Raw genomic sequence first — 21,180 nt, 5'->3', positions numbered from 1 at the left:
CTTAGTAATCCGCCGCAATCTCATACATCACCGGCTCGAAGCTGCGGCACAGCGTGTAGATATAGCGGTTGCGCGTGATCATTTCGGGGCTGCGCAGCATCGCCTGATAATCGCCCCGCTCGCGCCATTTCGAATAGGTCGCAATCCGCGTTTGCGCATCATTCATATGCAGCCCCGCGCCGATAAAACCGGGCGCTTTCGAGATCACCTCGCTATAGGCCGATTGCAGCTTCTCCATCAATTCCGAGGCCGTCGCCGGCGTCATCTCGAAGGTGCAAATCACAGTCTGGCCGCTGAAATCACTGGTCATTTCGATCATGAACGATCCTCCTTGGGGTAGAATTGCACAGATTGGGGTAAAAATCACCGCCCCTTTTGTTGCTTGCTATAGTGGCAGCAAGGCAATCGCAGGAACAGCCAAAATCAACGCGACACGGGTTAGATCGGCCCCCACGAACCAGATCACGGCGCGCCAGGTTTGCGGCGCGGGCGTGCGCCCCTCAATCGCGCCGATAACAAACAAATTGAGTCCGACCGGCGGCGTGATCAGCCCGACCTCGACCGTGATCAACACCAAAACCCCGAACCAGATCGCCAGCGCCTGCGCGTCCATCCCGAAATCAAGCCCCGCGATGATTGGCCAAAAGGTCGGCAGCGTCAGCAAGATCATCGACAGGCTGTCCATGAAACAGCCCAAAATGAGGTAAAGCACCAGCATCGCGATCAGCACCAGCCACGGGCTCAGCCCCTGCCCTGCCACCATCTGCGCCAGTTCCTGCGGCAGTCGTGCAAAGCCAAGAAACCCGTTATAAACCGCCGCGCCGAGGATGATGAAAAACACCATGCCTGTGGTTTCGGCGGCCGCCAGAAGTGCGCGGAGAAAGCCGCCCGCGCGCAGCCCACCCGCGATCCAAGCCGCCATCCCCGTCAGCGCCGCCCCAATCGCCGCACCCTCGGTGGGCGAGAAAATTCCGCCGTAAATGCCCCCCACAACCAGCGCGAAAATCGCAATCACCGGCCAGATCGCCAACAGCGCAGCCCGGCGTTGCGCCCAAGGCATCGGCGCGCGCCTCTCGCCGGCCGCTTGCGGGTGACGCATCAGATAGACCTGCACCGCAAGCCCATAGCCCAGCACCGCCAGCAGCCCCGGCAGCACGGCGGCAGCAAACAGCGTGGCGATATTCTGCTCGGTCAGGATGGCGAAAATCACCAGCACGATAGAGGGCGGAATAAGGATGCCAAGCGTGCCTCCCGCCGCCAGCGCCGCGGTGGACAGCGCACCGGAATACCCCGCCGCGCGCATCTCGGGGATCGCGACACGCCCCATCGTCGCCGCCGTCGCCAGCGAACTACCGCAGATCGCGCCAAAGCCCGCGCAGGCCCCGATCGCCGCCATCGCCAAGCCGCCCCGGCGATGCCCGATCAGCGCATCTGCAGCGCGAAACAGCGCCCGGCTCATGCCCCCTTGGGTCGCGAATTGCCCCATCAGCAGGAACATCGGGATCACCGACAATTCGTAATGCGAGAAGGTCGAAAACCCCTCGTTTTTCATCTTTGCAAGCCAAAGCTGCGGGCTGCCTGTCAGCGCCCAAAGTCCGCCTGCGCCGATCACCAGCATCGCCAAACCGATTGGCGCACGCAGAAAGATCAGCAGCAACAGCAGCGGAAACGAGCCCAGCGCAAGCGCAAAATCACTCATGCGCGCGCCTGCCGTATGGCGTTATAGCCCGCGACAAACGCCGCGCCCCACGCGCCCGGAAGGCAAGCCGCGTAGCCCCACCAAACGGGTAGAGCCAGCAAAAACGTCTCGGTGCCAGAGCGCATCTTGCCCACCATTCCCAAGCCAATCCGCCATGCGATCAGCGCGAACATTGCCGCCGCAACGACCTGCCACAGCACATCCAGCCCGCGCGCGCCACGTCCGCGCAGCAATTCAACCCGCGCATGGGCATGGCGCAGTTGCACCAGCGGGAGCATCGCGAAAACGATGCCAGGCAGCGCCAGTTCGACGATCTCATAACCAGCCTTGTAAGGGCCAATCGCAAAGGGTTGGGGCAGCCAGCCCGCCTGCGCACCTTTCAGACCCAGCGCGCCAAGGCTGGACAGCACCGTCATGCCAACCAGCGCCAGCAAGATCAAACCGCCCGCCAGCGCCAGCCCCTGCACCACGCGCTCGATCCCCGTGCGCATGCTAGCCCGAATGCGCCGCGACCAGCGCGCGCGCGTTGTCCAGCAACGCCGCGCCATCAATGCCACGTTCTTCCACCTCGGCGACCCAAGCGTCGATCACGGGCTGCGAGGCGGCCTCCCATACAGGTGTCTCGTCGGCGGGGATCGTGATGATCTCATTGCCCAGATCAACCGCCTTTTGGCGCGAGGGGATATCCTCGGCCTGTTGGGCGATGCCCGCCGCGCGCGAAAATGCAGCGCCCGATACAGACTCGATCACCTGACGCAGATCGGGCGGCAGGCTGGCGAAACGGTCCTTGTTCATCGCAAGAATGAAACTGGCGGTATAGATTGAGGGACCGGCAAACTCGGTGTGATGATGCACCAATTCCCCGATCTTGAGAGAGGCCGAGACCTCCCAAGGCAGCAACGCCCCGTCGATCGTGCCCCGCGAGAGCGCCTCGGGGACTGCGGGCACGGGCATGCCCACGGCCGTTGCGCCGAAATGTTCCAACAGCTTGGTCGTGACACGCGAAGGCCCGCGCAGTTTCAAACCTTTGAAATCGGCGATCTCGCGCACGGGCTTGTTTGCGTGGATCACCCCCGGCCCGTGCACCCAAGCGCCCAGCAAATGCAGATCGGCGAAATCCGTGTCGATCATATCCGATTGCGCCAGATCCCACAGCGCTGCCGAGGCCGCCCCTGCATCCGCCACCATAAAGGGCAGCTCCATCACCTCAGTGCGCGGGAACCGCCCCGGCGTGTAACCCGGCAGCGTCCAGATGATATCGACCACGCCATCGGTGAGTTGATCGACCAGATCAGTGGGTTTGCCGCCCAGTTGCATCGAGGGGTAATGCTCAACCTTGATGCGCCCGTTCGAGGTGGCCTCAACAGCCGCAATCCACGGGTTCAGGATATGGGCGGGCACGAAACTCGTTTCGGGCAGAAACTGGTGCAGGCGCAGCGTGACCTCGAACGCGGCCATCGCGGGGGTGGCGGCCAAGGCGGCGGCCCCGGCGGCCAAGGCCATGCTCTCCCGGCGGGTGAAATTGCGGCTCATGCGGGTCTCCCTCTCGCGTTGGGTCCCGATTTAACCTGCGCGCGCAGAGGCGTCCAGCGATTAGGGGGTTACAGGGCCGCCTTGGCCTCGGCGCGCGGATAAAGCCGCGCCATCGCGACCCCGCGCGTGGCGTTGAGCACCATCAACGCCGCCCACAGCCCGTGATTGCCAAAGGTCGGGATCAGGATCAGCAGCGCCGCAACATAAATCGCGACCGAGACAAACATCGCGTTGCGCATCTCGCGCGTCAGCGTGGCACCGATGAAAATGCCGTCAAACATCCAACTGGCGATGCCGATCACGGGCGCAATGGCAATCCAGGGCAGATAGACGCGCGCGGCAAGGCGCACCTCGGGGGCGGTGGTCATCACGTCGATGATGGCAGGGCCTGCCACAAGGAACACCGCCGCCAAAAGTACAGCCAATCCAACGCCCCATTGCGAGGTCGCAATCGCCGCGCGCCGCACCCGCACAACCGAATGCGCCCCCACCGCCTGCCCCACCAGGCTTTCGGCGGAAAACGCAAACCCATCCAGCGCGAAGGCCGTAATTTGCAAGAATTGCAGCAGCACCTGATTGGCGGCCAAGGTCACATCGCCCTGCCCCGCCCCTAGAAACAGGAACGTGGTAAAGCTGGCTTGCAGCAGCACCGAGCGGATCATGATATCGCTATTCACCCGCGCCATCACGCCCAGCTTGACGCGATCAAAAATGGCCCGCGCCCGCCACAGCCCGCCCACGAATGCCGCCCGCGTCAGCCAAAGTGCCAGCGCCACGCCGCCGATTTCCGAAATCAGCGTCGCCGCCGCGACCCCTTTGACACCAAAGCCAAGCCCCAGCACGAACCACAGATCCAGCCCCACATTCAGCCCGTTCATCACAACTTGCAGCACCAACACGCTTCGGGTGCGCTCTAGCGCGATCAGCCAGCCGGTGAAGGCATATAGCGAGATCGTCAGCGGCGCGCCCCAGATGCGGATGTGCAGGTAGTCACGCGCAAGGCTTTCGACCTCGGCACTGGCGGGGGCCAGACGGAACGCCGCCCAAAAGATCGGGATTTGCAGCGCAATCAGCGTCAAACCCGCCGCCGCCGCGATGATGAGCGCGCGCATCAATCCCGCCGATACCTCGACCGCATCGCCCGTGCCATGCGCCTGGCTGACAAGCCCCGTCGTGCCCATGCGCAAAAAGCCGAAAATCCAGTAGATCGAGGACAAGATGACCGCGCCAATCCCCACCGCCCCGATCGGCGCGGGCAGGCCAAGCTGGCCGACAACGCCGGTGTCGACCGCGCCCAAAATCGGGATCGTGGCGTTGGACAAGACAATCGGCAGCGCGATCTTGAGAACCCGCGCGTGGGTGATCTCAGCCATCGGACTCGCGCGGGGGCATCAGGAAATGGCCCGTCGCTTGCGCAAACAGCTTGGAGCGATTGTCCTGCCATGCCTCGACATGGACACTGGCATAGCGCCGCCCCGAGCGATTGACGCGCGCACGCGCGTAAGCATCACGCGGCAGGCCGGAACGCAGGAAATCCACCGTGAAATCAATGGTTTTTGGCAAGCGCGGCAGCGATTCCGGGTCAAGCTGGTCAAGGTCGATCCGGCCCGCCTCGATATCTTCCCACAGGAAGGCCCAGCTCAACTCGATGATCGCCGTGACCTCAAGAAACGCCGAAGTCGCCCCGCCATGCAGCGCGGGCAGCATCGGGTTGCCGATCAGCTTGTCATCAAAGGGCAAAGTCGCAGTCAACTCATCGCCACGGCGATCAAACTGGATGCCCAAAAAGCGCGCATAAGGCACACCATCAACCAATGCGCGCAACGCGCCATCACGGCGTTGTTTGACCTGCTGGACGGGTTCGGGCTTGGGTTTGCTCATGCTGCGCCTCCCCGCCGGTTCACGGTGAACGCGCCAGTTGCGGAAGCGACCGGGATGCCGTTTTCCTCGTCCTGCGCCGAGGCGCGCACGAACGCGACCGAGCGCGTGACGTGGTAGCATTCCGCGCGCGCGGTGATACGATGACCGGGCGTGGCGGGGCGCATATAATCGATGCGCAAATCCAGCGTCGCGGTGGAAAACCCGGCTTCGGGATGGCTCATCACCGCCGCCCCCGCGCAGGTATCCATCAAGGCAGACACCGCGCCGCCATGAATCACACCGGTGCGCGGATCGCCGATCAGCCGTTCGTCATAGGGCATCGACAGCACCGCATAGCCCGACCCGATCTCGTCCAGCACCATCCCCAGCGCGTGGGAATGCGGGATCGCCTCGATGAACTGGCGGGCTTGTTTCAGGATCGCTTCGTCGGGAGGGCTCATAATTGGGTCCGGCACTTGTTTGGCTGTCGCGACTATTCCTGCTTGGCGCGCCAGAGGCAAGGCCCGCTTAGGCCGCGCCTTGTGCGATCACGAAATAGCGCGCGATTCCATAAACATAAAACGCGATAAACAGCAGGTTGATATATTTCAGCTGGCGTTCGGTATGCAGCCAAGCGTGATAGGCCCAGATCATGCAAAACGGCAGGCTTAGAAACAGGTTAAGCGGATACCAGTTCTGCACGATGGCAATCGTAGAGGCGATGCCAAGCGCAAGCGCGATCCATTTCAGTTCCTGTTGATAGGCGGCCAGACCGCCCACGCGCAGACGCAATTGCGAACGCATCCTCGCTCCTTCTAGATCAATTTTGATTTGAGAGGGGCACAGAAATTGATGCCCGCAAGCGCAGTATGTGTCAGAAATCGCGCCGCAAGTCCAGACGAGCGCCCTAGCGCCGTTGCGCAAAGAACTCCTTGAGCAGCGCCTCGGCCGCGCCGCCCGCGATCCCGTCATAAACCTCGGGGGTGTGATGGCATTGCGGATGGGAAAACACCCGCGGCCCCTGTGCCACGCCACCAGATTTCGGATCACTCGCTCCGTAATACAGCCGCGCGATACGGGCCTGGCTGATGGCAGAGGCGCACATCGGGCACGGTTCCAGCGTGACATACAGGTCATGTCCGGGCAGCCGCTCCGACCCCGCTTGCGCACAGGCGGCGCGCAGGGCCAGCACCTCGGCATGCGCAGTTGGGTCATTCAATTCCCGCGTGCGATTACCTGCGCTTGCCACGACAACGCCTGCGGGCGAGACGACAACCGCGCCCACAGGCACCTCGCCACGCGCGCCCGCCGCGCGCGCCTCATCCAGCGCCTGTTGCATGAAAGACCGAAATTCCATGGCCCTTCATCGCCCAGCCATGCGCGCCAATCAAGATGCTTTGCAAGTGTTGCGGAAAGGTGTAGATCACCTGCCTTGGCACCCGAGTGAGTCCGGCGCCCCCTCCCATAGAAGGATTTTCGTCATGAATGACACCCCCGCCCCGAAACCGTCGCAAAACGAACGCATCGCCAAGGTGATTGCGCGCTCTGGCGTGGCCTCGCGCCGTGATGCCGAGAAGATGATCCTGGCTGGTCGCGTGTCGGTAAACGGCAAGAAGATCGACTCTCCTGCGCTGGATGTCTCGCTCAAAGACAAGGTCACCATCGACGGCAAGCCGATTGATGCGCCTCAGGAAACGCGGCTGTGGCTGTATTACAAGCCGCTCGGGCTGGTCACGACCGAGAAGGACGAGCAAGGCCGTCGCACGGTGTTTGACGAAATGCCCGAGGGCATGCCGCGCGTGCTGAATGTCGGGCGGCTTGATTTGAACTCTGAGGGGCTGTTGCTGCTGACCAATGATGGCGGGCTGAAGCGCCGTCTGGAACTGCCCGAAACCGGCTGGCTGCGCAAATACCGTGTGCGCGTGAATGGCCGCCCGACCGAGGCGACCTTTGACCCACTACGCCGTGGCATCACGATTGAGGGCGAGGATTTCCAGCCGATGGAGATCAGCCTAGATCGTCAGCAAGGCGCGAATGCGTGGCTGACCGTGGGCATCCGTGAGGGCAAGAACCGCGAGATCCGCCGCGCCATGTCCGAGGTCGGTCTGGTGGTGAACCGCCTGATCCGGCTGAGCTACGGCCCCTTCCGCCTGATCGACATGCAGCCCGGTGACGTGGTCGAGGTCAAACGCCGGATGCTGCGCGACCAGCTTGGCGACAGGCTGCTGACCGGCGTGGATACGGGCGACACCGAAGAACGCCCGCACCGCGACCGCCCCCGAGGCGACCGCCCGCGCGGCCCCCGCCCGACCGGCGACAAGCCCGGCTTCAAACGCGATCGCGATGATCGCCCGCGTGGGGATAAACCGGCTTACGGCAAACCCCGTGGCGACCGCGACGACCGCCCGCGTGGTGACAAGCCCGCCTACGGCAAACCACGTGGCGACCGTGATGACCGTCCGCGTGGGGACAAGCCTGCTTACGGCAAACCACGTGGCGACCGTGATGACCGTCCGCGTGGGGACAAGCTTGCTTACGGCAAACCGCGCGGCGACCGTGACGACCGCCCGCGTGGCGACAAGCCCGCCTATGGCAAACCCCGCGGAGATCGCGATGATCGCCCGCGTGGCGACAAGCCCGCCTACGGCAAACCGCGTGGCGATCGTGACGACCGCCCGCGTGGCGACAAGCCCGCCTACGGCAAACCGCGTAGCGACCGTGACGACCGTCCGCGCGGCGACAAACCCGCCTACGGCAAACCGCGTGGGGATCGTGACGACCGCCCGCGCGGCGACAAGCCCACCTACGGCAAACCGCGTTCGGGTGGGTTCAAATCGCACGGCGGCAAGCCGGGCGGTCCGTCACGCTCGGAAGGGTTCAAATCGCATCGCGATGGTGAGCAGCGCGGCGGCAAGCCCGGCGGTGGCTATGGTGGCAAACCCGGCGGCGGCAAGCCGGGCGGTGGTTACAGCGGCAAACCGGGCGGCAAGCCCGGCGGTGGTTACGGTGGCAAACCGGGCGGTCGTCCGGGCGGTAATAGCTCGCGCGGCGGCTCGCGCGGCTAAGCAAAACGGCTTTGAGGGGAATTTACGCGCAAAATTCCCCTCGGCAGGTTTTGCGCGAATTTCGTACCCGCCTCTGGCGCAAACCCGCCGGGATACTTATAAATCAGGCGACACGTGGAAAAATCCGCGCGTAACCAAGGGTGCTTCATGTCGCGCAACGCTCAAAAACGCATCGCTTTCTGGCTGATGATCGCGCTGACCCTGTCAGTCGCGCTGACGGGGAGCGTGTGATGGCCCAGCGTTTTGGCGGCAAATATTCGCCCGATCCCCATGCAACGCCCGAAACCGGGCCAATTCCGGCGCATCGCCGCCCCGTCGCCCGTCATCCCGAGGAAAGCCGCCCGTTCTGGATTACGCTGGCCGCCGTGCCGTTTTTGCTGGGCGCGTTTGGCGAGGGGCCGTTTGCGCTGATCCGCGCGCTAGCGGCGTTTGCGTTGATCGCAGGCGCGGCCTGGACGATCCGCGAGGGGCTGCGCGCCGAGTTTGCTTATGTGGCGCGCTCTGCTGCCCGCCGACCTGCCTTTCCGCGCAAGATTTTGGGCTCCATCGCGTTTGGTCTGGGACTGGCTGTGGGGGCGCAAGCGCCTGAGGTCGGGCTGATTGGCTCCATCGCAATCGGGGCGCTTGGCACCGTGATCTCGCTGGTCGCCTTCGGGTTTGATCCGTTGAAAAACAAAGGCATGGACGGCGTCGATGCGTTCCAGCAAGAGCGCGTCGAGCGCGTCGTCAAGGAAGGCGAGGCTTACTTGGCCTCGATGCGCAGCGCGATTGCGCCCAGTGGCGAGCGCGCGCTGATCGAACGCGTCGCCCGCTTTGAGACCAGCGCGCGCGATCTGTTCCGCGTGGTGCAGGAAGACCCCGGCGATCTGGCCACCGCGCGCCGTTATATGACCGTTTATCTAGAGGGCGCGCGCGATGCGACGGTGAAATTCGCCGACCTGTGGCGCACCACCCGCGACGCCCAAGCGCGCACCGATTACGAGGCGCTGCTGAGCGATCTGGAAGCCAATTTCAACGCCCGCACAAAAAAGATGCTTGAAGACGGGCGCGACGGGCTTGATGTCGAAATCGAAGTGCTGCGCGACCGTCTGGCGCGCGAAGGGCTTGCCACGGCTCCCAAGCAGGGGTGAAACTGATAACTGACGCTGGGGCAATGCGCCCCGAGTGCCGCAAGGAGACCATCCATGACCGAAACGACCCGAATTAAGGCAGCCGAGCTGATGACCGAAATGGAAGGGGTCACCGGCGCGCTGTTGGACGAGCCCGGTCCGGCCGAAAAGGTCACGCCGCTGGATCAGGCCACCCCGGAGGAGGCCGAGGCGATCCGCAAGCGCATTGCCGAGTTGGACATGACCGACACGACCTCGATCGTGCAGTTCGGATCGCGCGCGCAAAATGACTTGCAGGCGATCAGTCAGGAAATGCTGACGGGCGTAAAGAATAAAGATGTCGGACCGGCGGGCGACAGCCTACGCCAAATCGTGACTACGATCCGCGGGTTCTCGGTCAGTGAGCTGGATGTGCGCCGCAACCGGTCGTGGTGGGAAAAGCTGCTGGGACGCGCAGCCCCGTTCGCCAATTTCGTCGCCCGTTTCGAAGAGGTGCAGGGCCAGATCGACAAGGTCACTGATAGCCTGCTCAGCCACGAACACAAGCTGCTCAAGGATATCAAATCGCTTGATATGCTGTATGATAAGACGTTGAAATTCTACAACGAATTGGCGCTTTATATCGCGGCAGGCACCGAAAAGCTGCGCGAGATCGACGCCAACGATATTCCGGCGATGGAACAGGCGGTCGCGGATGCGCCTGAAAACGAAAAGGTGCTGCAGGCGCAAGCATTGCGTGATTGGCGCGCAGCGCGTGACGATCTGGAACGTCGGGTGCATGACCTCAAACTGACGCGCCAGGTGACAATGCAGTCGCTGCCCTCGATCCGTCTGGTGCAGGAAAATGATAAATCGCTGGTTACAAAGATTAACTCGACGCTGGTGAACACCGTGCCGCTTTGGGAAACCCAACTGGCGCAGGCGGTCACCATTCAACGCTCACGCGAGGCAGCGGGGGCAGTGCGTGAGGCCAATGATCTGACCAACGAATTGCTGACCGCCAATGCCAAGAACCTGCGCGAAGCCAATGCCGAGATCCGCACCGAAATGGAGCGTGGCGTGTTCGATATCGAGGCGGTGAAATCGGCCAATGCCGATCTGATCGCGACGATTGAGGACAGCTTGCGCATCGCGGATGAGGGCAAACGCAAGCGCGCCGATGCCGAAACCGAGCTGGTCGAGATGGAGCACAAGCTGCGCGACACGCTGGCCTCGGCGAAATCCTCGGCTCAGGGCGGCGGTGCTGCCGGATGACCATGCGGCGGGGTCTTAACGCTCTGGCCGGGATCGCGGGATGCCTCGCGATTTCAGGCTGCGTGGCGTTTGGCACCTCGCCCTACGCGCCAAAAACGGCTGCGCGCCCGACCCCGCCCCCTGCCGGGCTGGGCGCGCCCAAGGCCGCACCACGCAGCGAATTGTCGCGCGAAATGCAGGCCTATTACGCCAAGATCACCCGCGAGATGGAGGCGCGCGGCCAGTTGCGCACCGATGTCGCGCCGCGCGATGCGCCCTTTGGGCAGCGCCAGTTGGTCGATGATTTCATCCATGTCGCGCTCTATGACGAATACACGTCTTCGGGCGGCGGGTTCGTCGCGCGCCAATCGGTGTCGCGGCTACGGCGCTGGGAAAAACCGGTGCGCATGGAACTGGAGTTCGGTGCGTCGGTCCCGATGGCCGAGCGCGCCTCGGACCGTGCCGAAGTCAGCGCCTATGCCAGCCGCCTTGCGCGCGCCTCGACCCATCCCGTCAGCGTGGTGAAGACGGGTGGCAATTTCCACGTTCTGTTCGTTAACGAAGATGAACGCCGCGCGATTGCGCCCCGCCTGCGCGCGCTCGTGCCGGGTATTGATGATGCCAGCGTGGATGCGATCACCGATCTGTCGCTGTCGACCTATTGCGTGGTCTTCGCTTTTTCCCAAGGCGACAGCGCCGTCTATTCCCAAGCCGTGGCCGTGATCCGGGGCGAGCACCCGCCTGCCCTGCGCACCAGTTGCATCCACGAGGAACTGGCCCAAGGCCTCGGCCTTGCCAATGATTATCCGCGCGCGCGCCCCTCGATCTTCAATGATGACGAGGAATTCGCGCTGCTCACGCATCACGACGAGATGTTGTTGAAAATGCTGTATGATCCGCGCCTGCGCCCCGGTATGACCGAGGCCGAGGCGCGCCCGATCATCGAGAAAATCGCCGCCGAAATGCTGGCGGCAAATAGCTAAAAGGACCGACACGACATGGGTATTCTGGATTTCCTCTCGGGCGAGTTTATCGACGTTATCGGCTGGACCGACGACACGCGAGACACGATGGTCTGGCGGTTCGAGCGCGAGGGCCATGCGATCAAATACGGCGCCAAACTGACGGTGCGCGAAGGGCAATCGGCGGTCTTTGTGCATGAGGGGCAGTTGGCAGATGTGTTCGGCCCCGGACTTTATATGTTGGAAACCAACAACTTACCGATCCTGACCACGCTGCAACATTGGGATCACGGGTTCAAATCGCCCTTCCAGTCCGAGGTCTATTTCGTCAACACCACCCGGATCAACGATCTGAAATGGGGCACCAAGAACCCGGTAATGACGCGCGACCCTGAATTTGGTCCGGTGCGGCTGCGCGCCTTTGGCACCTATTCGATGCGCGTCAGTGATCCGGGCAAATTCCTGACCGAAATCGTGGGCACGGATGGCGAATTTACCTCTGACGAGATCAGCTATCAGCTGCGCAACGTGATCGTGCAGGAGTTTTCGCGCGCGATTGCCGGCTCCAACATTCCGGTGCTGGATATGGCTGCCAACACTGCCGATATGGGCAAGCTGGTGGCCAGTGCCATCGCGCCCACGATCGGCAATTACGGACTGTCCCTGCCCGAGTTCTATATCGAGAATATCTCGCTGCCCGAGGCGGTTGAGACCGTGCTGGACAAGCGCACCTCGATGGGGATCGTGGGGGATGTGAACAAATACATGCAGTTCAACGCCGCCGAGGCGATGGGCCAGCCGGGCTCTGCCGCCTCTGCGGGCATGGGCGCGGCTATGGGGGCCGGAATGGGCGCGGGCATGGGTATGGCGATGGGGCATCAGATGGGGGCCGCCGGACCTTGGGGGCAAGCCCCCGCCGCCGCTGCCCCGCCGCCGCCTCCGCCACCCGTGGAAAAGGTCTGGCACATGGCGGTGAACGGACAGACCAAAGGGCCGTATGGGCGCGGGCATCTGGGGCGCATGGTGTCCGATGGTAGCCTGACGCGCGACAGCCTGATGTGGACGCCCGGTCAGGATGGCTGGATGCGCGCCGAAGATATTTCCGAACTCGCGCAGCTTTTTACCATCGCGCCGCCCCCGCCGCCACCCGCAGGCTAAACCTATGTTTTCGATGCCGAAAGTTGGAAAGGGGGCGAAAGCGCCCCCGACCGATCCGCGTGGTGACAGCCATTATAGCTGCGAATCTTGCGGTGCCGACCTGCGCTTTGCGCCGGGGCAAACGCGGCTGGTCTGCGATCATTGCGGCCATGTGCAAGACATCCCCGCCGCCACCGGACGCGGCGAGGCAAGCTTGCGCGAGCTCCCCTTGCAAGAGGCACTGTCCCACGGCTTGCCCGAGCCCGAGATGGAGGAACACCGCACGCTGTCATGCCCCAATTGCGGGGCCTCGATCGAGCTGCAAAACGGCGAGCATTCCACGCAATGCCCGTTCTGCGCGACCCCCGTTGTTACCGATACCGGCACGCGCCGCCTGATCAAGCCGCAAGGCGTGCTGCCCTTTCAACTGACCGAGGAACAGGCCCGCGCGGCGCTGTCGAAATGGCTTGGCAGCCTGTGGTTTGCCCCCAACGGCTTGTCGCAATATGCCCGCAAGGGGCGGCGCATGACGGGCATTTACGCGCCGTTCTGGACATTCGATGCCAACACGCGCACCCGCTATTCCGGCCAGCGCGGCGACGCCTATTACGAGACGCGGCAAGTGCAAACCGACAAGGGCGTGCGCACCGAGCAGGTCCGCCGCATCCGCTGGAGCGCGGTCTCGGGGCGAGTCGCGCGCGCCTTTGATGACGTGGTGATCTATGCCGCGCGCTCGCTGCCCCCGCCCTATATCGATGCGCTGCGCCCGTGGGATCTGGGCGCGTTGCAGGCCTATCGGCGCGACTATCTGGCGGGTTTTTCTGCCGAGGGCTACACGGTCGAACTGCACGAGGGCCATCACAGTGCCCAAGCCGAGATGATCCGCGTCATCCAGACCGATATTCGTCGCGATATCGGCGGCGATGAGCAACGCATCACCGCGATGGACCCGAGTTTCGCCGATGAGACCTTCAAGCACATCCTGCTGCCGGTCTGGACCGCGGCCTATAAATTCCGTGGTCGGTCCTATCGCTTTATCGTTAACGCTCAGACGGGCCGTGTGCAGGGCGATCGCCCGTGGTCAGCCGTTAAAATCGCGCTGGCGGTGATTGCAGGGCTGATCGTGATCGGGGCGTTTGTCTATCTGAAACGCTAATCGCGAAAGCCCCCTGCGGCATGATTGCGCCTTGATACCCGCGCTATGCGCTCCGATATTAGGGTTAAATATACTCTCAAGGAGGGGCAAATGACCCAATCCTATCGCGTAACCTGTCTGGAATGTGGCCAGGCAAACCGGGTGCCGGGCGACAAGCTGGGCCCTAGCGCCAAATGCGGCACCTGCGGGGCCAGGCTGATCACCGGCAAAGTGGCCGAGGTCGATTTCAAGATCCTCGCCAAAGCCGAGAAAGACGACCTGCCCCTGCTGGTGGATTTCTGGGCACCGTGGTGTGGACCGTGCCGCGCAATGGCGCCGCAATTCCAGCAAGCGGCAGGTGAACTAAGCCCGCATGTGCGCCTTGCCAAGATCAATACGCAGGTCAACCCAACCGCCACGCAGCGCTATCGTATTCAAGGCATCCCGGCCTTTATCCTGTTTGCCAAGGGTCGCGAAGTCGCGCGCGCGGCAGGGGCGCGACCGGCGGCGCAACTGGTTGAGTTCGTGAAGTCGCATGTGACGGTGAACGCGTAAAATTTTCGCCCCGCGCAGGGGGCAGAGATCTTGACAATCCCCGTCCCTTGCGCGACATACCCGGCCACGGTGAGGGGCTGTAGCTCAGATGGGAGAGCGCGTCGTTCGCAATGACGAGGTCAGGGGTTCGATCCCCCTCAGCTCCACCAAACCGCCCCGTTTAGACACGCGCCCGCAGCAATGTTGGGCGTTTTTCTTATTTTCATCCTGATTTCAGGAGCATAGGCCTATTTTCGTGCCTTTTCGCTCGTGGCCTGTGGATAGACTATCCCCAGATATCGTAGCCGACCCCCGAGTTATCCACTAGAAATTGCTTTACACAGCGCGCCCTCACCTACACGATATGTGGTAGGGAAAGGCGCATGCACCGCCGATCCTTGTATAGCCGACAAGCCTTTGGGGAGCTGCACCTCAGGGCACCAAAAAAGCCGGGGGGTACGAGCATGGCACTGAGTGAAGACTATCTGAACGTCGAGGAACTGCACCCGATCGACATCGTCGAGACGCTGGCCGAGGCCCATGACTGGCAATTCGACCGCGTCACCGACGATCAGATCGCGATGGCCGTTGAGGGTCAGTGGCGCAGCTATTCGATCACGCTCGCCTGGTCTGATTCCGATGAAACCCTGCGCCTGATCTGCACCTTTGAAATGGACCCGCCCCCGGCGCGCGAGCCTGCCCTTTATGACCTGCTCAACCGCGTTAATGACCGGGTCTGGACGGGCGCGTTTACCTTTTGGCCCGATCAGCGGCTGATGGTGTGGCGCAACGGCCTCGTGCTGACGGGAGGACAGATGCCCGGCCCCGAGCAGATCGACCGGCTGATCGGCGCGGCGGTGGCTTCGTCCGAGCGCTTTTACCCCGCCTTCCAACTCGCGACTTGGGGCGAGCGCACGCCTGAGGACGCGATGCAGGTCGCCATTGCAGAGGCCTACGGGCGCGCCTAATCTGCCCCCAAACGCAAAGGGGGCAACATGAGTTTCGATAGCATTTCCGACCGTGGTTTGGTGATCTTGGGCTGTGGCCGCATGGGCGGCGCGATTTTGCAGGGGCTGCTTCAGGGCGGATTGCCTGCGAAATCCGTCTGGGTGATTACCCCGCACCCGTCCGACTGGCTGCAAGCCTCGGGCGTACATCTGAGCACCGACCTGCCCGATAACCCGGCGGTCGTGCTGCTTGCCGTCAAGCCGCAGATGATGGCTGATGCATTGTCACAGCTTTCGACGATGCGGACGGGCGATACGCTGTTCGTCACGGTCGCGGCGGGCATTACGATGGAAGGTTATGCGCGGATGCTAGGGGATCAAACGCGTCTTGTGCGCGCGATGCCCAACACCCCCTCAGCCATCGGGCGTGGCGTGACAGCGATTGTTGGCAACCCCAAGGCCACTGCGCAAGACCTTGATATTGCGCAAGAGTTAATGTCCGGCGTGGGGCAAGTCGTGCGCCTTGAGAACGAAGAGCAGATAAATGCGGTGATCGGCGTGTCCGGCTCTGGCCCGGCCTATGTGTTTCATCTGATCGAGGTGATGGCTGCTGCGGGAGAGGCCGAGGGGCTGGCCCCCGACCTTGCGCTGCAACTGGCCAAGGCAACCGTTGGCGGGGCTGGCGCACTGGCCGAGCAAAGCGATGAAACGCCAAGTAAGCTGCGTGAAAATGTGACCTCTCCGGGGGGCACCACGGCGGCTGCGCTGAACGTGCTGATGGACCCCGACACAGGCATGGCACCGCTGATGCGCCGCGCCGTGGCGGCCAATATCGCGCGCAACCGGGAGTTGGGGAAATGACGATCTCTTTCGATGATTTCATGAAGGTCGATATTCGCTGCGGGCGTGTCACTCAGGCAGAACCCTTCCCCGAGGCGCGCAAACCCGCGATCAAGCTTTGGGTCGATTACGGCCCCGAGATCGGCGTCAAGAAAAGCTCAGCCCAGATCACCACGCATTACACACCCGATGAACTGGTGGGAAAGCTGGTCTTTGGCGTGGTGAATTTCCCGCCCCGTCAGATCGGCCCCTTCATGTCCGAGGCTTTGGTGCTGGGTATCCCCGATGAGACGGGCGAAGTGGTGCTGCTCACGCCCGACAAAGACGTGCCTATCGGCGGGCGGATGTTTTGATGAAACTGCTTGTCACACGCCAACTTACCCCCGAGGTCGAGGCCCGTGCTGCGCGCGAATTTGACGTGACCTTCCGCAAAGGCAACGCGCCGATGGATGAGGCCGAGGCTGCGCAGGCGCTCGCCGATTACGACGCGCTGCTGGTGACGCTGGGCGATCAGGTGACGGCGGGGGCGCTCAAAACCGCGCCGCACGCGAAAATGATCGCCAATTTCGGCGTCGGCTATAACCATATCGACGTGGCCGCCGCGCAGGCGGCTGGCGTCACGGTCTCCAACACCCCCGGCGCGGTCACCGATGCCACCGCCGATATCGCGCTGACGCTGATCTTGATGAGCGCACGGCGCGCAGGCGCAGGCGAGCGTTTCGTGCGGCGCGGCGACTGGACCGGATGGACGCCCACGCAGTTCCTTGGTCAGCATGTCAGCGGCAAGCGCGTGGGCATCATCGGCATGGGCCGCATCGGCACCGCAATCGCGAAACGCTGCCACTACGGATTTGGTATGGAGGTGCTGTTCACCAAGCGCTCCCCCCTGCCCGATCCCGGCCTGCCCGCCCGTCAGGTCAGCCAGGACGAATTGTTGAAAAAGTGCGATTTCGTCGTTGTCGCGGTGCCCGCAAGCCCAGCAACGCATCACCTGATCGACGCGCCAGAAATCGCAAAACTGCAACCCCATGCGCATTTGATCAACATCGCACGCGGCGATATCGTGCAGGAAACCGCGCTGATCGCGGCACTGCAAGCGGACACCATTGCCGGGGCCGGACTGGATGTCTACGAACACGAGCCGCATGTCCCCGAAGCGTTGCGCGCGCTTGATAACGTAACGTTACTGCCGCATCTGGGCACCGCTGCGCTGGAGGTGCGCGACGCGATGGGTCATATGGCGCTCGACAATCTGATTGCGTTTCGCGACGGCAATTCCCCGCCCAATCGCGTCACCGCTTGACCTTTTGCACGCCCCGCCCGAGTGTCGGGACAGGAGGAGCCAATGCAGCAAGCCGTCATCACCGGAACCGGGGTTTTCACCCCTGAACAGACCATCACGAATGCCGAGCTGGTCGAAAGCTTCAACGCCTATGCGGACCGTTTTAACGCCGAGAATGCCGATGCGATTGCCGCTGGCGAGGTCACGGCGAAGGATCACTCCTCGGTTGAGTTCATCCTCAAAGCCTCGGGGATTGAGCAACGTCATGTGATGGATAAGGCGGGCGTTTTGGACCCGGCACGGATGTATCCGCGGCTGCGCCAGCGCTCTGATGACGAACCCGGCATCATGGCCGAAATCGCGCTGGATGCCTGCAATCAGGCGTTGAAAATGGCTGGCCGCACCGGCGAAGACGTTGATCTGGTGATCTGCGCCGCCTCGAATATGGAACGCGCCTACCCTGCGGTTGCCATTGAAATTCAAAAACTTCTGGGCGCTGGCGGGTTTGCATTTGATATGAATGTCGCCTGTTCTTCAGCCACGTTTGGCATTCAGGCGGCAGCGGACATGATCCGCACCGGTTCTGTGCGCCGCGCGCTTGTGGTGAGCCCAGAAATCACCTCGGGACACTTGGAATGGCGCGACCGCGACTGCCATTTCATCTTCGGCGATGTCGCCACCGCCACCCTGATCGAGCGGCGTGAAGATGACACGCAGGGCTTTCTGATCCGCTCCTCGCGCTGCGCCACCGAGTTTTCCAACAACATCCGCAACAATAACGGTTTTCTGCGCCGCACCCGCCCCGATGGCGTCACGGATCGGCGCGACATGCAGTTCATGCAAGAGGGCCGCAAAGTGTTCAAAGAGGTGATGCCGATGGTCGCGCATCACGTCCTTGAACATCTCAGTGAAACCGACGTCAGCCCGCAAGATCTGCGCCGCCTCTGGCTGCATCAGGCCAACAAAACGATGAACGATTTTCTGGGTCGCAAGGTGCTGGGCCGCGACCCAGAGCCCGGCGAGCAGCCCAATATCCTGCAAGATTACGCCAATACGTCCTCGGCTGGCTCGATCATCGCATTTGCCAAACATTCCAATGACTTCACCCCCGGAGATCTCGGGCTAATCTGCTCTTTCGGGGCGGGATATTCGGTCGGCTCGGTCGTGGTAGAGCGGATCTAGACCCGCTCACCCATCGCGGCGCGCCAATGGCGGCGACACAGGCTGACATAGGTCTCGTTGCCGCCGATCTGCACTTGATCGCCGTCATGCAAGGCGGTCCCATCTGGCCCCATCCGCACCACCATCGAGGCCTTTTTTCCGCAATGACAAATCGTGCGCACCTCGCGCATTTCATCGGCCAGCGCCAACAGCGCCGCCGAGCCGGGAAACAGCTTGCCCTGAAAATCGACGCGCAGCCCGTAACACATCACCGGCACGCCCAGATCATCCACGGCGCGGGCCAGTTGCCAGACTTGCGCATCGTTCAGAAATTGTGATTCATCAACAAAAATGCAGGCACAGGGACCAGAATCCAGCCGATCCTTGATCATTTCGAACATATCGGTGTCTGGCGAGAAGCTTTCGGCCTCTGCCCCGATCCCGATCCGACTAGCGATCTGATTGTGGCCTGCGCGATGGTCCAGCCGCGCCGTGATCAGCATCGTCGCCATGCCGCGTTCGATGTAGTTATAGGATGCCTGCAGCAGCAACGTGCTTTTGCCCGCATTCATCGTCGAATAGTGAAAATAGAGCTTTGCCATGCGCCACGCCATACCGCCCCGAAACGGCGGCGGCAAGGCTCTGCCTTCCGGCTTGGGGTCCGTCAGGCAGAGTCCGCCAACTCTGAATGGTTTGGGTATCCAGAGCTGAAACTCACCGTGCGACAGGGTTTAGCCCCGTTCTCGTTGGCTTATGATGTGACAAATCGCGCGGCGCGGTTTAAGGGGAATGGCAGGGCATTATTCCCACAACAGGGCTTGGATATGAGCGATCAGGTCGGCAACTACTTGAAGAAGCACAGCGAGGCGCTGGTGAAAGACATCGGCATCGAGGCGGCGGCGCGTATCTGCGGCAAGTCAAAGGCCACGCTGGGGCGTTATTACTCGATGGATCCCGACAATAGCGCGCGCTTCATGCCCCTTGATGTGGCCGCCCGTCTTGAGGCCGAGGCAAGCTATCCACATGTCACTGCCGCGATGGCCGATCTAGCAGGCGTCACGCTGAGCTGGAATGAGGCGCGGCGCAACGCGTCTGGCAGTTCGATCAACTCGGATGTGGTCGCGCTGAGCCAGCGGTTTGCAATGCTGATGGCGGAATATCATGTCTCGATTGCCGATGGCACGATCAGCCTGAACGAGGCCAAGCGGATGCTTAAAGAGGCGCAGGCCCTGCAAGAAGTGCTGCTTGAGGTCAAGCTCAAGCTAGAGGAAGGCGCGGTCGGCTAGCCGCGATCTGCGCTATCCATCCAGATCGTCACCGGACCGTCATTAAGCAATTCCACCGCCATATCCGCCCCGAATTCCCCCGTCTGAACCGGCAGGCCAAGCGTCTCCAGATGATCGGCGAAATGCTGATACAGGCGTTCGCCCTGATCCGGCGGCGCGGCGCTGGAAAAGCCGGGGCGATTGCCGCGCGACGTATCTCCGGCCAGCGTGAACTGGCTTACCGCTAGACAGGAACCACCCACATCGCTGACCGAAAGATTCATCTTCCCGGCCTCATCCTTAAAGATGCGCAGCTTGGCCACGCGCGCCGCCAGCTTCTCGGCGGCGCTCGGATCATCACCCGACATCGCACAGACCAAGATTAGCAGCCCATGTTGGATTTCTGCAATTCTTGCGCCCGAAACCGTGACCGAAGCGCGCGAAACACGTTGGATAAGTGCTCTCACGCAAGCTCCTCAGCCCAAGGCGGATTTGCCCCGGCGCGGCTGACAACGACCGCCGCTGCGGCAACACCAAGGTCCAGACAGGCGCGGATCAGCCCCTCATCAGCCCCCGCCACAGAATCTTTGTCCAACGTGCCCGCGCGATCCAACGCGGCCAAAACACCCGCATTAAACGTATCGCCCGCACCGACCGTGTCGACGACCTCAACCTTGCGGGCCGGTGCGAACACCTCGTGATCGGCAGAAAACCCATGCGCGCCCGTCGCGCCTTCGGTCACAAAAACCAGTTTCGCGCCGCGCGCCAAGACCTTGCGCGCCAATTCGTCAATCGTTCCGGAGCCTTCGATCCAGCGAAGATCCTCATCCGAGATCTTAACGATATCTGCGGCCGCCATCATCCGGTCCAGACGCGCGCGATAGGCCGCCTCATCGCGAATAAAACCGGGACGGATATTGGGGTCGATCATCGTGACACGGCTGGGTGCTTCGCGCAGCATCAGGGCCTCGTAGCTCGCGCCGCAAGGCTCCACCGGCAAGGAAATCCCACCGAAAAACAGCGCGTTAACGCCTTCCGGCACGGCTGGCAGATCCTCCTCGTACAGCATCCGGCCCGCCGTATTCTCATCGTAAAACGCATAGCGCGCATGGCCATCAATTAGCGTCACGAAAGCCAATGTCGTCGGTCGATCAGAGCGCACCGCCAGCCCTGCATCCACCCCAGATTCCGCGAGTGCGTTAACCAGCATCTGGCCAAACAGATCGTCCGAGAGCCCCGAGAAGAACCCCGAGCGCGCGCCCAATCGCCCCAGCGCAATCGCCGTATTGAACACCGCGCCGCCGGGATAGGGCGCAAAGGCAGTTTCGCCCTGCGCGCTTTGACGCGGCAGCATGTCGATCAATGCCTCTCCACAGCTCAGGATCATCTCGGATCTCCTTGTGTTAACGCAAACATTG

At 62.4% G+C, this 21,180-nt stretch carries 25 protein-coding genes and 1 tRNA gene; 14 read left to right on the top strand and 12 right to left on the bottom strand.

Annotation, left to right across the window (positions count from 1 at the left end; all coding sequences use genetic code 11):
• Position 1: 1 nt before the first annotated feature.
• From DT23_RS06290 to DT23_RS06250, 9 genes are all read right to left on the bottom strand, one after another.
• Positions 2-319, bottom strand: a complete 318-nt coding sequence (locus DT23_RS06290; protein WP_038129516.1) for an antibiotic biosynthesis monooxygenase family protein — start codon at positions 317-319, stop codon at positions 2-4.
• Between the two features lie 66 nt (positions 320-385).
• A complete protein-coding gene (locus tag DT23_RS06285; protein ID WP_038129515.1) occupies positions 386-1,699 on the bottom strand; it encodes a TRAP transporter large permease in 1,314 nt (437 codons plus the stop codon).
• Complete coding sequence (locus tag DT23_RS06280; protein WP_038129514.1) at positions 1,696-2,190, bottom strand: TRAP transporter small permease; 495 nt, start codon at positions 2,188-2,190, stop codon at positions 1,696-1,698. Before DT23_RS06280 ends, DT23_RS06285 begins: the two co-directional genes overlap by 4 nt.
• A 1-nt stretch (position 2,191) precedes the next feature.
• Positions 2,192-3,232, bottom strand: coding sequence for a TRAP transporter substrate-binding protein (locus tag DT23_RS06275; RefSeq protein WP_240473559.1), 1,041 nt, complete (start codon positions 3,230-3,232; stop codon positions 2,192-2,194).
• Between the two features lie 68 nt (positions 3,233-3,300).
• Positions 3,301-4,605, bottom strand: a complete 1,305-nt coding sequence (locus DT23_RS06270; RefSeq protein WP_038129513.1) for an MATE family efflux transporter — start codon at positions 4,603-4,605, stop codon at positions 3,301-3,303.
• On the bottom strand, positions 4,598-5,113 hold the full coding sequence (locus tag DT23_RS06265; protein ID WP_038129511.1) for a PaaI family thioesterase: 516 nt from the start codon (positions 5,111-5,113) through the stop codon (positions 4,598-4,600). Before DT23_RS06265 ends, DT23_RS06270 begins: the two co-directional genes overlap by 8 nt.
• Entirely contained in the window at positions 5,110-5,553 is a 444-nt protein-coding gene (locus DT23_RS06260; RefSeq protein WP_038129509.1) for a PaaI family thioesterase, read from the bottom strand. The genes DT23_RS06265 and DT23_RS06260 overlap by 4 nt, the downstream gene beginning before the upstream one ends.
• A gap of 67 nt (positions 5,554-5,620) precedes the next feature.
• Entirely contained in the window at positions 5,621-5,896 is a 276-nt protein-coding gene (locus tag DT23_RS06255; RefSeq protein WP_051697087.1) for a hypothetical protein, read from the bottom strand.
• Between the two features lie 103 nt (positions 5,897-5,999).
• Complete coding sequence (locus DT23_RS06250) at positions 6,000-6,449, bottom strand: nucleoside deaminase (protein WP_038129508.1); 450 nt, start codon at positions 6,447-6,449, stop codon at positions 6,000-6,002.
• Between the two features lie 124 nt (positions 6,450-6,573).
• Between DT23_RS06250 and DT23_RS06245 the strand changes: the two genes are divergently transcribed.
• The 13 genes from DT23_RS06245 (at position 6,574) to DT23_RS06185 (ending at position 18,518) form a co-directional block, all read left to right on the top strand.
• Positions 6,574-8,157: a pseudouridine synthase gene (locus DT23_RS06245; RefSeq protein WP_081846958.1), complete on the top strand. Its 1,584-nt coding sequence runs from the start codon at positions 6,574-6,576 to the stop codon at positions 8,155-8,157.
• A gap of 230 nt (positions 8,158-8,387) precedes the next feature.
• On the top strand, positions 8,388-9,287 hold the full coding sequence (locus DT23_RS06240; RefSeq protein ID WP_038129507.1) for a 5-bromo-4-chloroindolyl phosphate hydrolysis family protein: 900 nt from the start codon (positions 8,388-8,390) through the stop codon (positions 9,285-9,287).
• Positions 9,288-9,341: 54 nt separating this feature from the next.
• The gene (locus DT23_RS06235; RefSeq protein WP_038129506.1) at positions 9,342-10,520 is read left to right on the top strand and encodes a toxic anion resistance protein; all 1,179 of its coding nucleotides are present in this window, start codon (positions 9,342-9,344) and stop codon (positions 10,518-10,520) included.
• Entirely contained in the window at positions 10,517-11,482 is a 966-nt protein-coding gene (locus DT23_RS06230) for a DUF2927 domain-containing protein (RefSeq protein WP_240473558.1), read from the top strand. The genes DT23_RS06235 and DT23_RS06230 overlap by 4 nt, the downstream gene beginning before the upstream one ends.
• Before the next feature lie 15 nt (positions 11,483-11,497).
• Positions 11,498-12,619 (top strand): SPFH domain-containing protein, encoded by a 1,122-nt coding sequence (locus tag DT23_RS06225; protein ID WP_038129503.1) that lies wholly within the window; start codon positions 11,498-11,500, stop codon positions 12,617-12,619.
• Positions 12,620-12,632: 13 nt separating this feature from the next.
• On the top strand, positions 12,633-13,754 hold the full coding sequence (locus DT23_RS06220) for a TFIIB-type zinc ribbon-containing protein (RefSeq protein WP_038129933.1): 1,122 nt from the start codon (positions 12,633-12,635) through the stop codon (positions 13,752-13,754).
• A gap of 90 nt (positions 13,755-13,844) precedes the next feature.
• Entirely contained in the window at positions 13,845-14,288 is a 444-nt protein-coding gene (gene trxC / locus DT23_RS06215; RefSeq protein ID WP_038129500.1) for a thioredoxin TrxC, read from the top strand.
• 73 nt (positions 14,289-14,361) lie between these two features.
• Positions 14,362-14,437: transfer RNA gene (locus DT23_RS06210), tRNA-Ala, on the top strand.
• A gap of 294 nt (positions 14,438-14,731) precedes the next feature.
• Entirely contained in the window at positions 14,732-15,235 is a 504-nt protein-coding gene (locus DT23_RS06205) for a type III secretion system chaperone family protein (RefSeq protein ID WP_038129498.1), read from the top strand.
• Between the two features lie 27 nt (positions 15,236-15,262).
• Positions 15,263-16,075, top strand: coding sequence for a pyrroline-5-carboxylate reductase (gene proC / locus DT23_RS06200; RefSeq protein ID WP_038129497.1), 813 nt, complete (start codon positions 15,263-15,265; stop codon positions 16,073-16,075).
• On the top strand, positions 16,072-16,407 hold the full coding sequence (locus tag DT23_RS06195) for a tRNA-binding protein (protein WP_038129494.1): 336 nt from the start codon (positions 16,072-16,074) through the stop codon (positions 16,405-16,407). The genes proC and DT23_RS06195 overlap by 4 nt, the downstream gene beginning before the upstream one ends.
• The gene (locus tag DT23_RS06190) at positions 16,407-17,357 is read left to right on the top strand and encodes a 2-hydroxyacid dehydrogenase (protein ID WP_038129492.1); all 951 of its coding nucleotides are present in this window, start codon (positions 16,407-16,409) and stop codon (positions 17,355-17,357) included. The genes DT23_RS06195 and DT23_RS06190 overlap by 1 nt, the downstream gene beginning before the upstream one ends.
• A gap of 42 nt (positions 17,358-17,399) precedes the next feature.
• Positions 17,400-18,518 carry a beta-ketoacyl-ACP synthase III gene (locus DT23_RS06185; RefSeq protein ID WP_038129489.1) on the top strand — a complete coding sequence of 373 codons (1,119 nt, stop codon included), beginning with the start codon at positions 17,400-17,402 and terminating at the stop codon, positions 18,516-18,518.
• On the opposite strand, the gene DT23_RS06180 is transcribed toward DT23_RS06185, so the two are convergent.
• A complete protein-coding gene (locus DT23_RS06180; RefSeq protein WP_038129930.1) occupies positions 18,515-19,099 on the bottom strand; it encodes a thymidine kinase in 585 nt (194 codons plus the stop codon). The genes DT23_RS06185 and DT23_RS06180 overlap by 4 nt on opposite strands.
• Before the next feature lie 222 nt (positions 19,100-19,321).
• On the opposite strand from DT23_RS06180, the gene DT23_RS06175 reads away from it, so the two are divergent.
• Positions 19,322-19,783, top strand: a complete 462-nt coding sequence (locus DT23_RS06175; protein ID WP_038129487.1) for a phage regulatory CII family protein — start codon at positions 19,322-19,324, stop codon at positions 19,781-19,783.
• Here DT23_RS06175 and dtd read toward each other — a convergent pair.
• On the bottom strand, positions 19,780-20,229 hold the full coding sequence (gene dtd, locus DT23_RS06170) for a D-aminoacyl-tRNA deacylase (RefSeq protein ID WP_038129484.1): 450 nt from the start codon (positions 20,227-20,229) through the stop codon (positions 19,780-19,782). The two genes, DT23_RS06175 and dtd, sit on opposite strands and share 4 nt — an antisense overlap.
• Positions 20,226-21,149, bottom strand: coding sequence for a carbohydrate kinase family protein (locus DT23_RS06165; RefSeq protein WP_038129482.1), 924 nt, complete (start codon positions 21,147-21,149; stop codon positions 20,226-20,228). Before DT23_RS06165 ends, dtd begins: the two co-directional genes overlap by 4 nt.
• Between the last annotated feature and the right edge of the window lie 31 nt (positions 21,150-21,180).

It is taken from the genome of Thioclava indica (assembly GCF_000714545.1).
Lineage (GTDB): Bacteria > Pseudomonadota > Alphaproteobacteria > Rhodobacterales > Rhodobacteraceae > Thioclava > Thioclava indica.
This window is presented reverse-complemented; position numbering and strand designations above follow the sequence as displayed.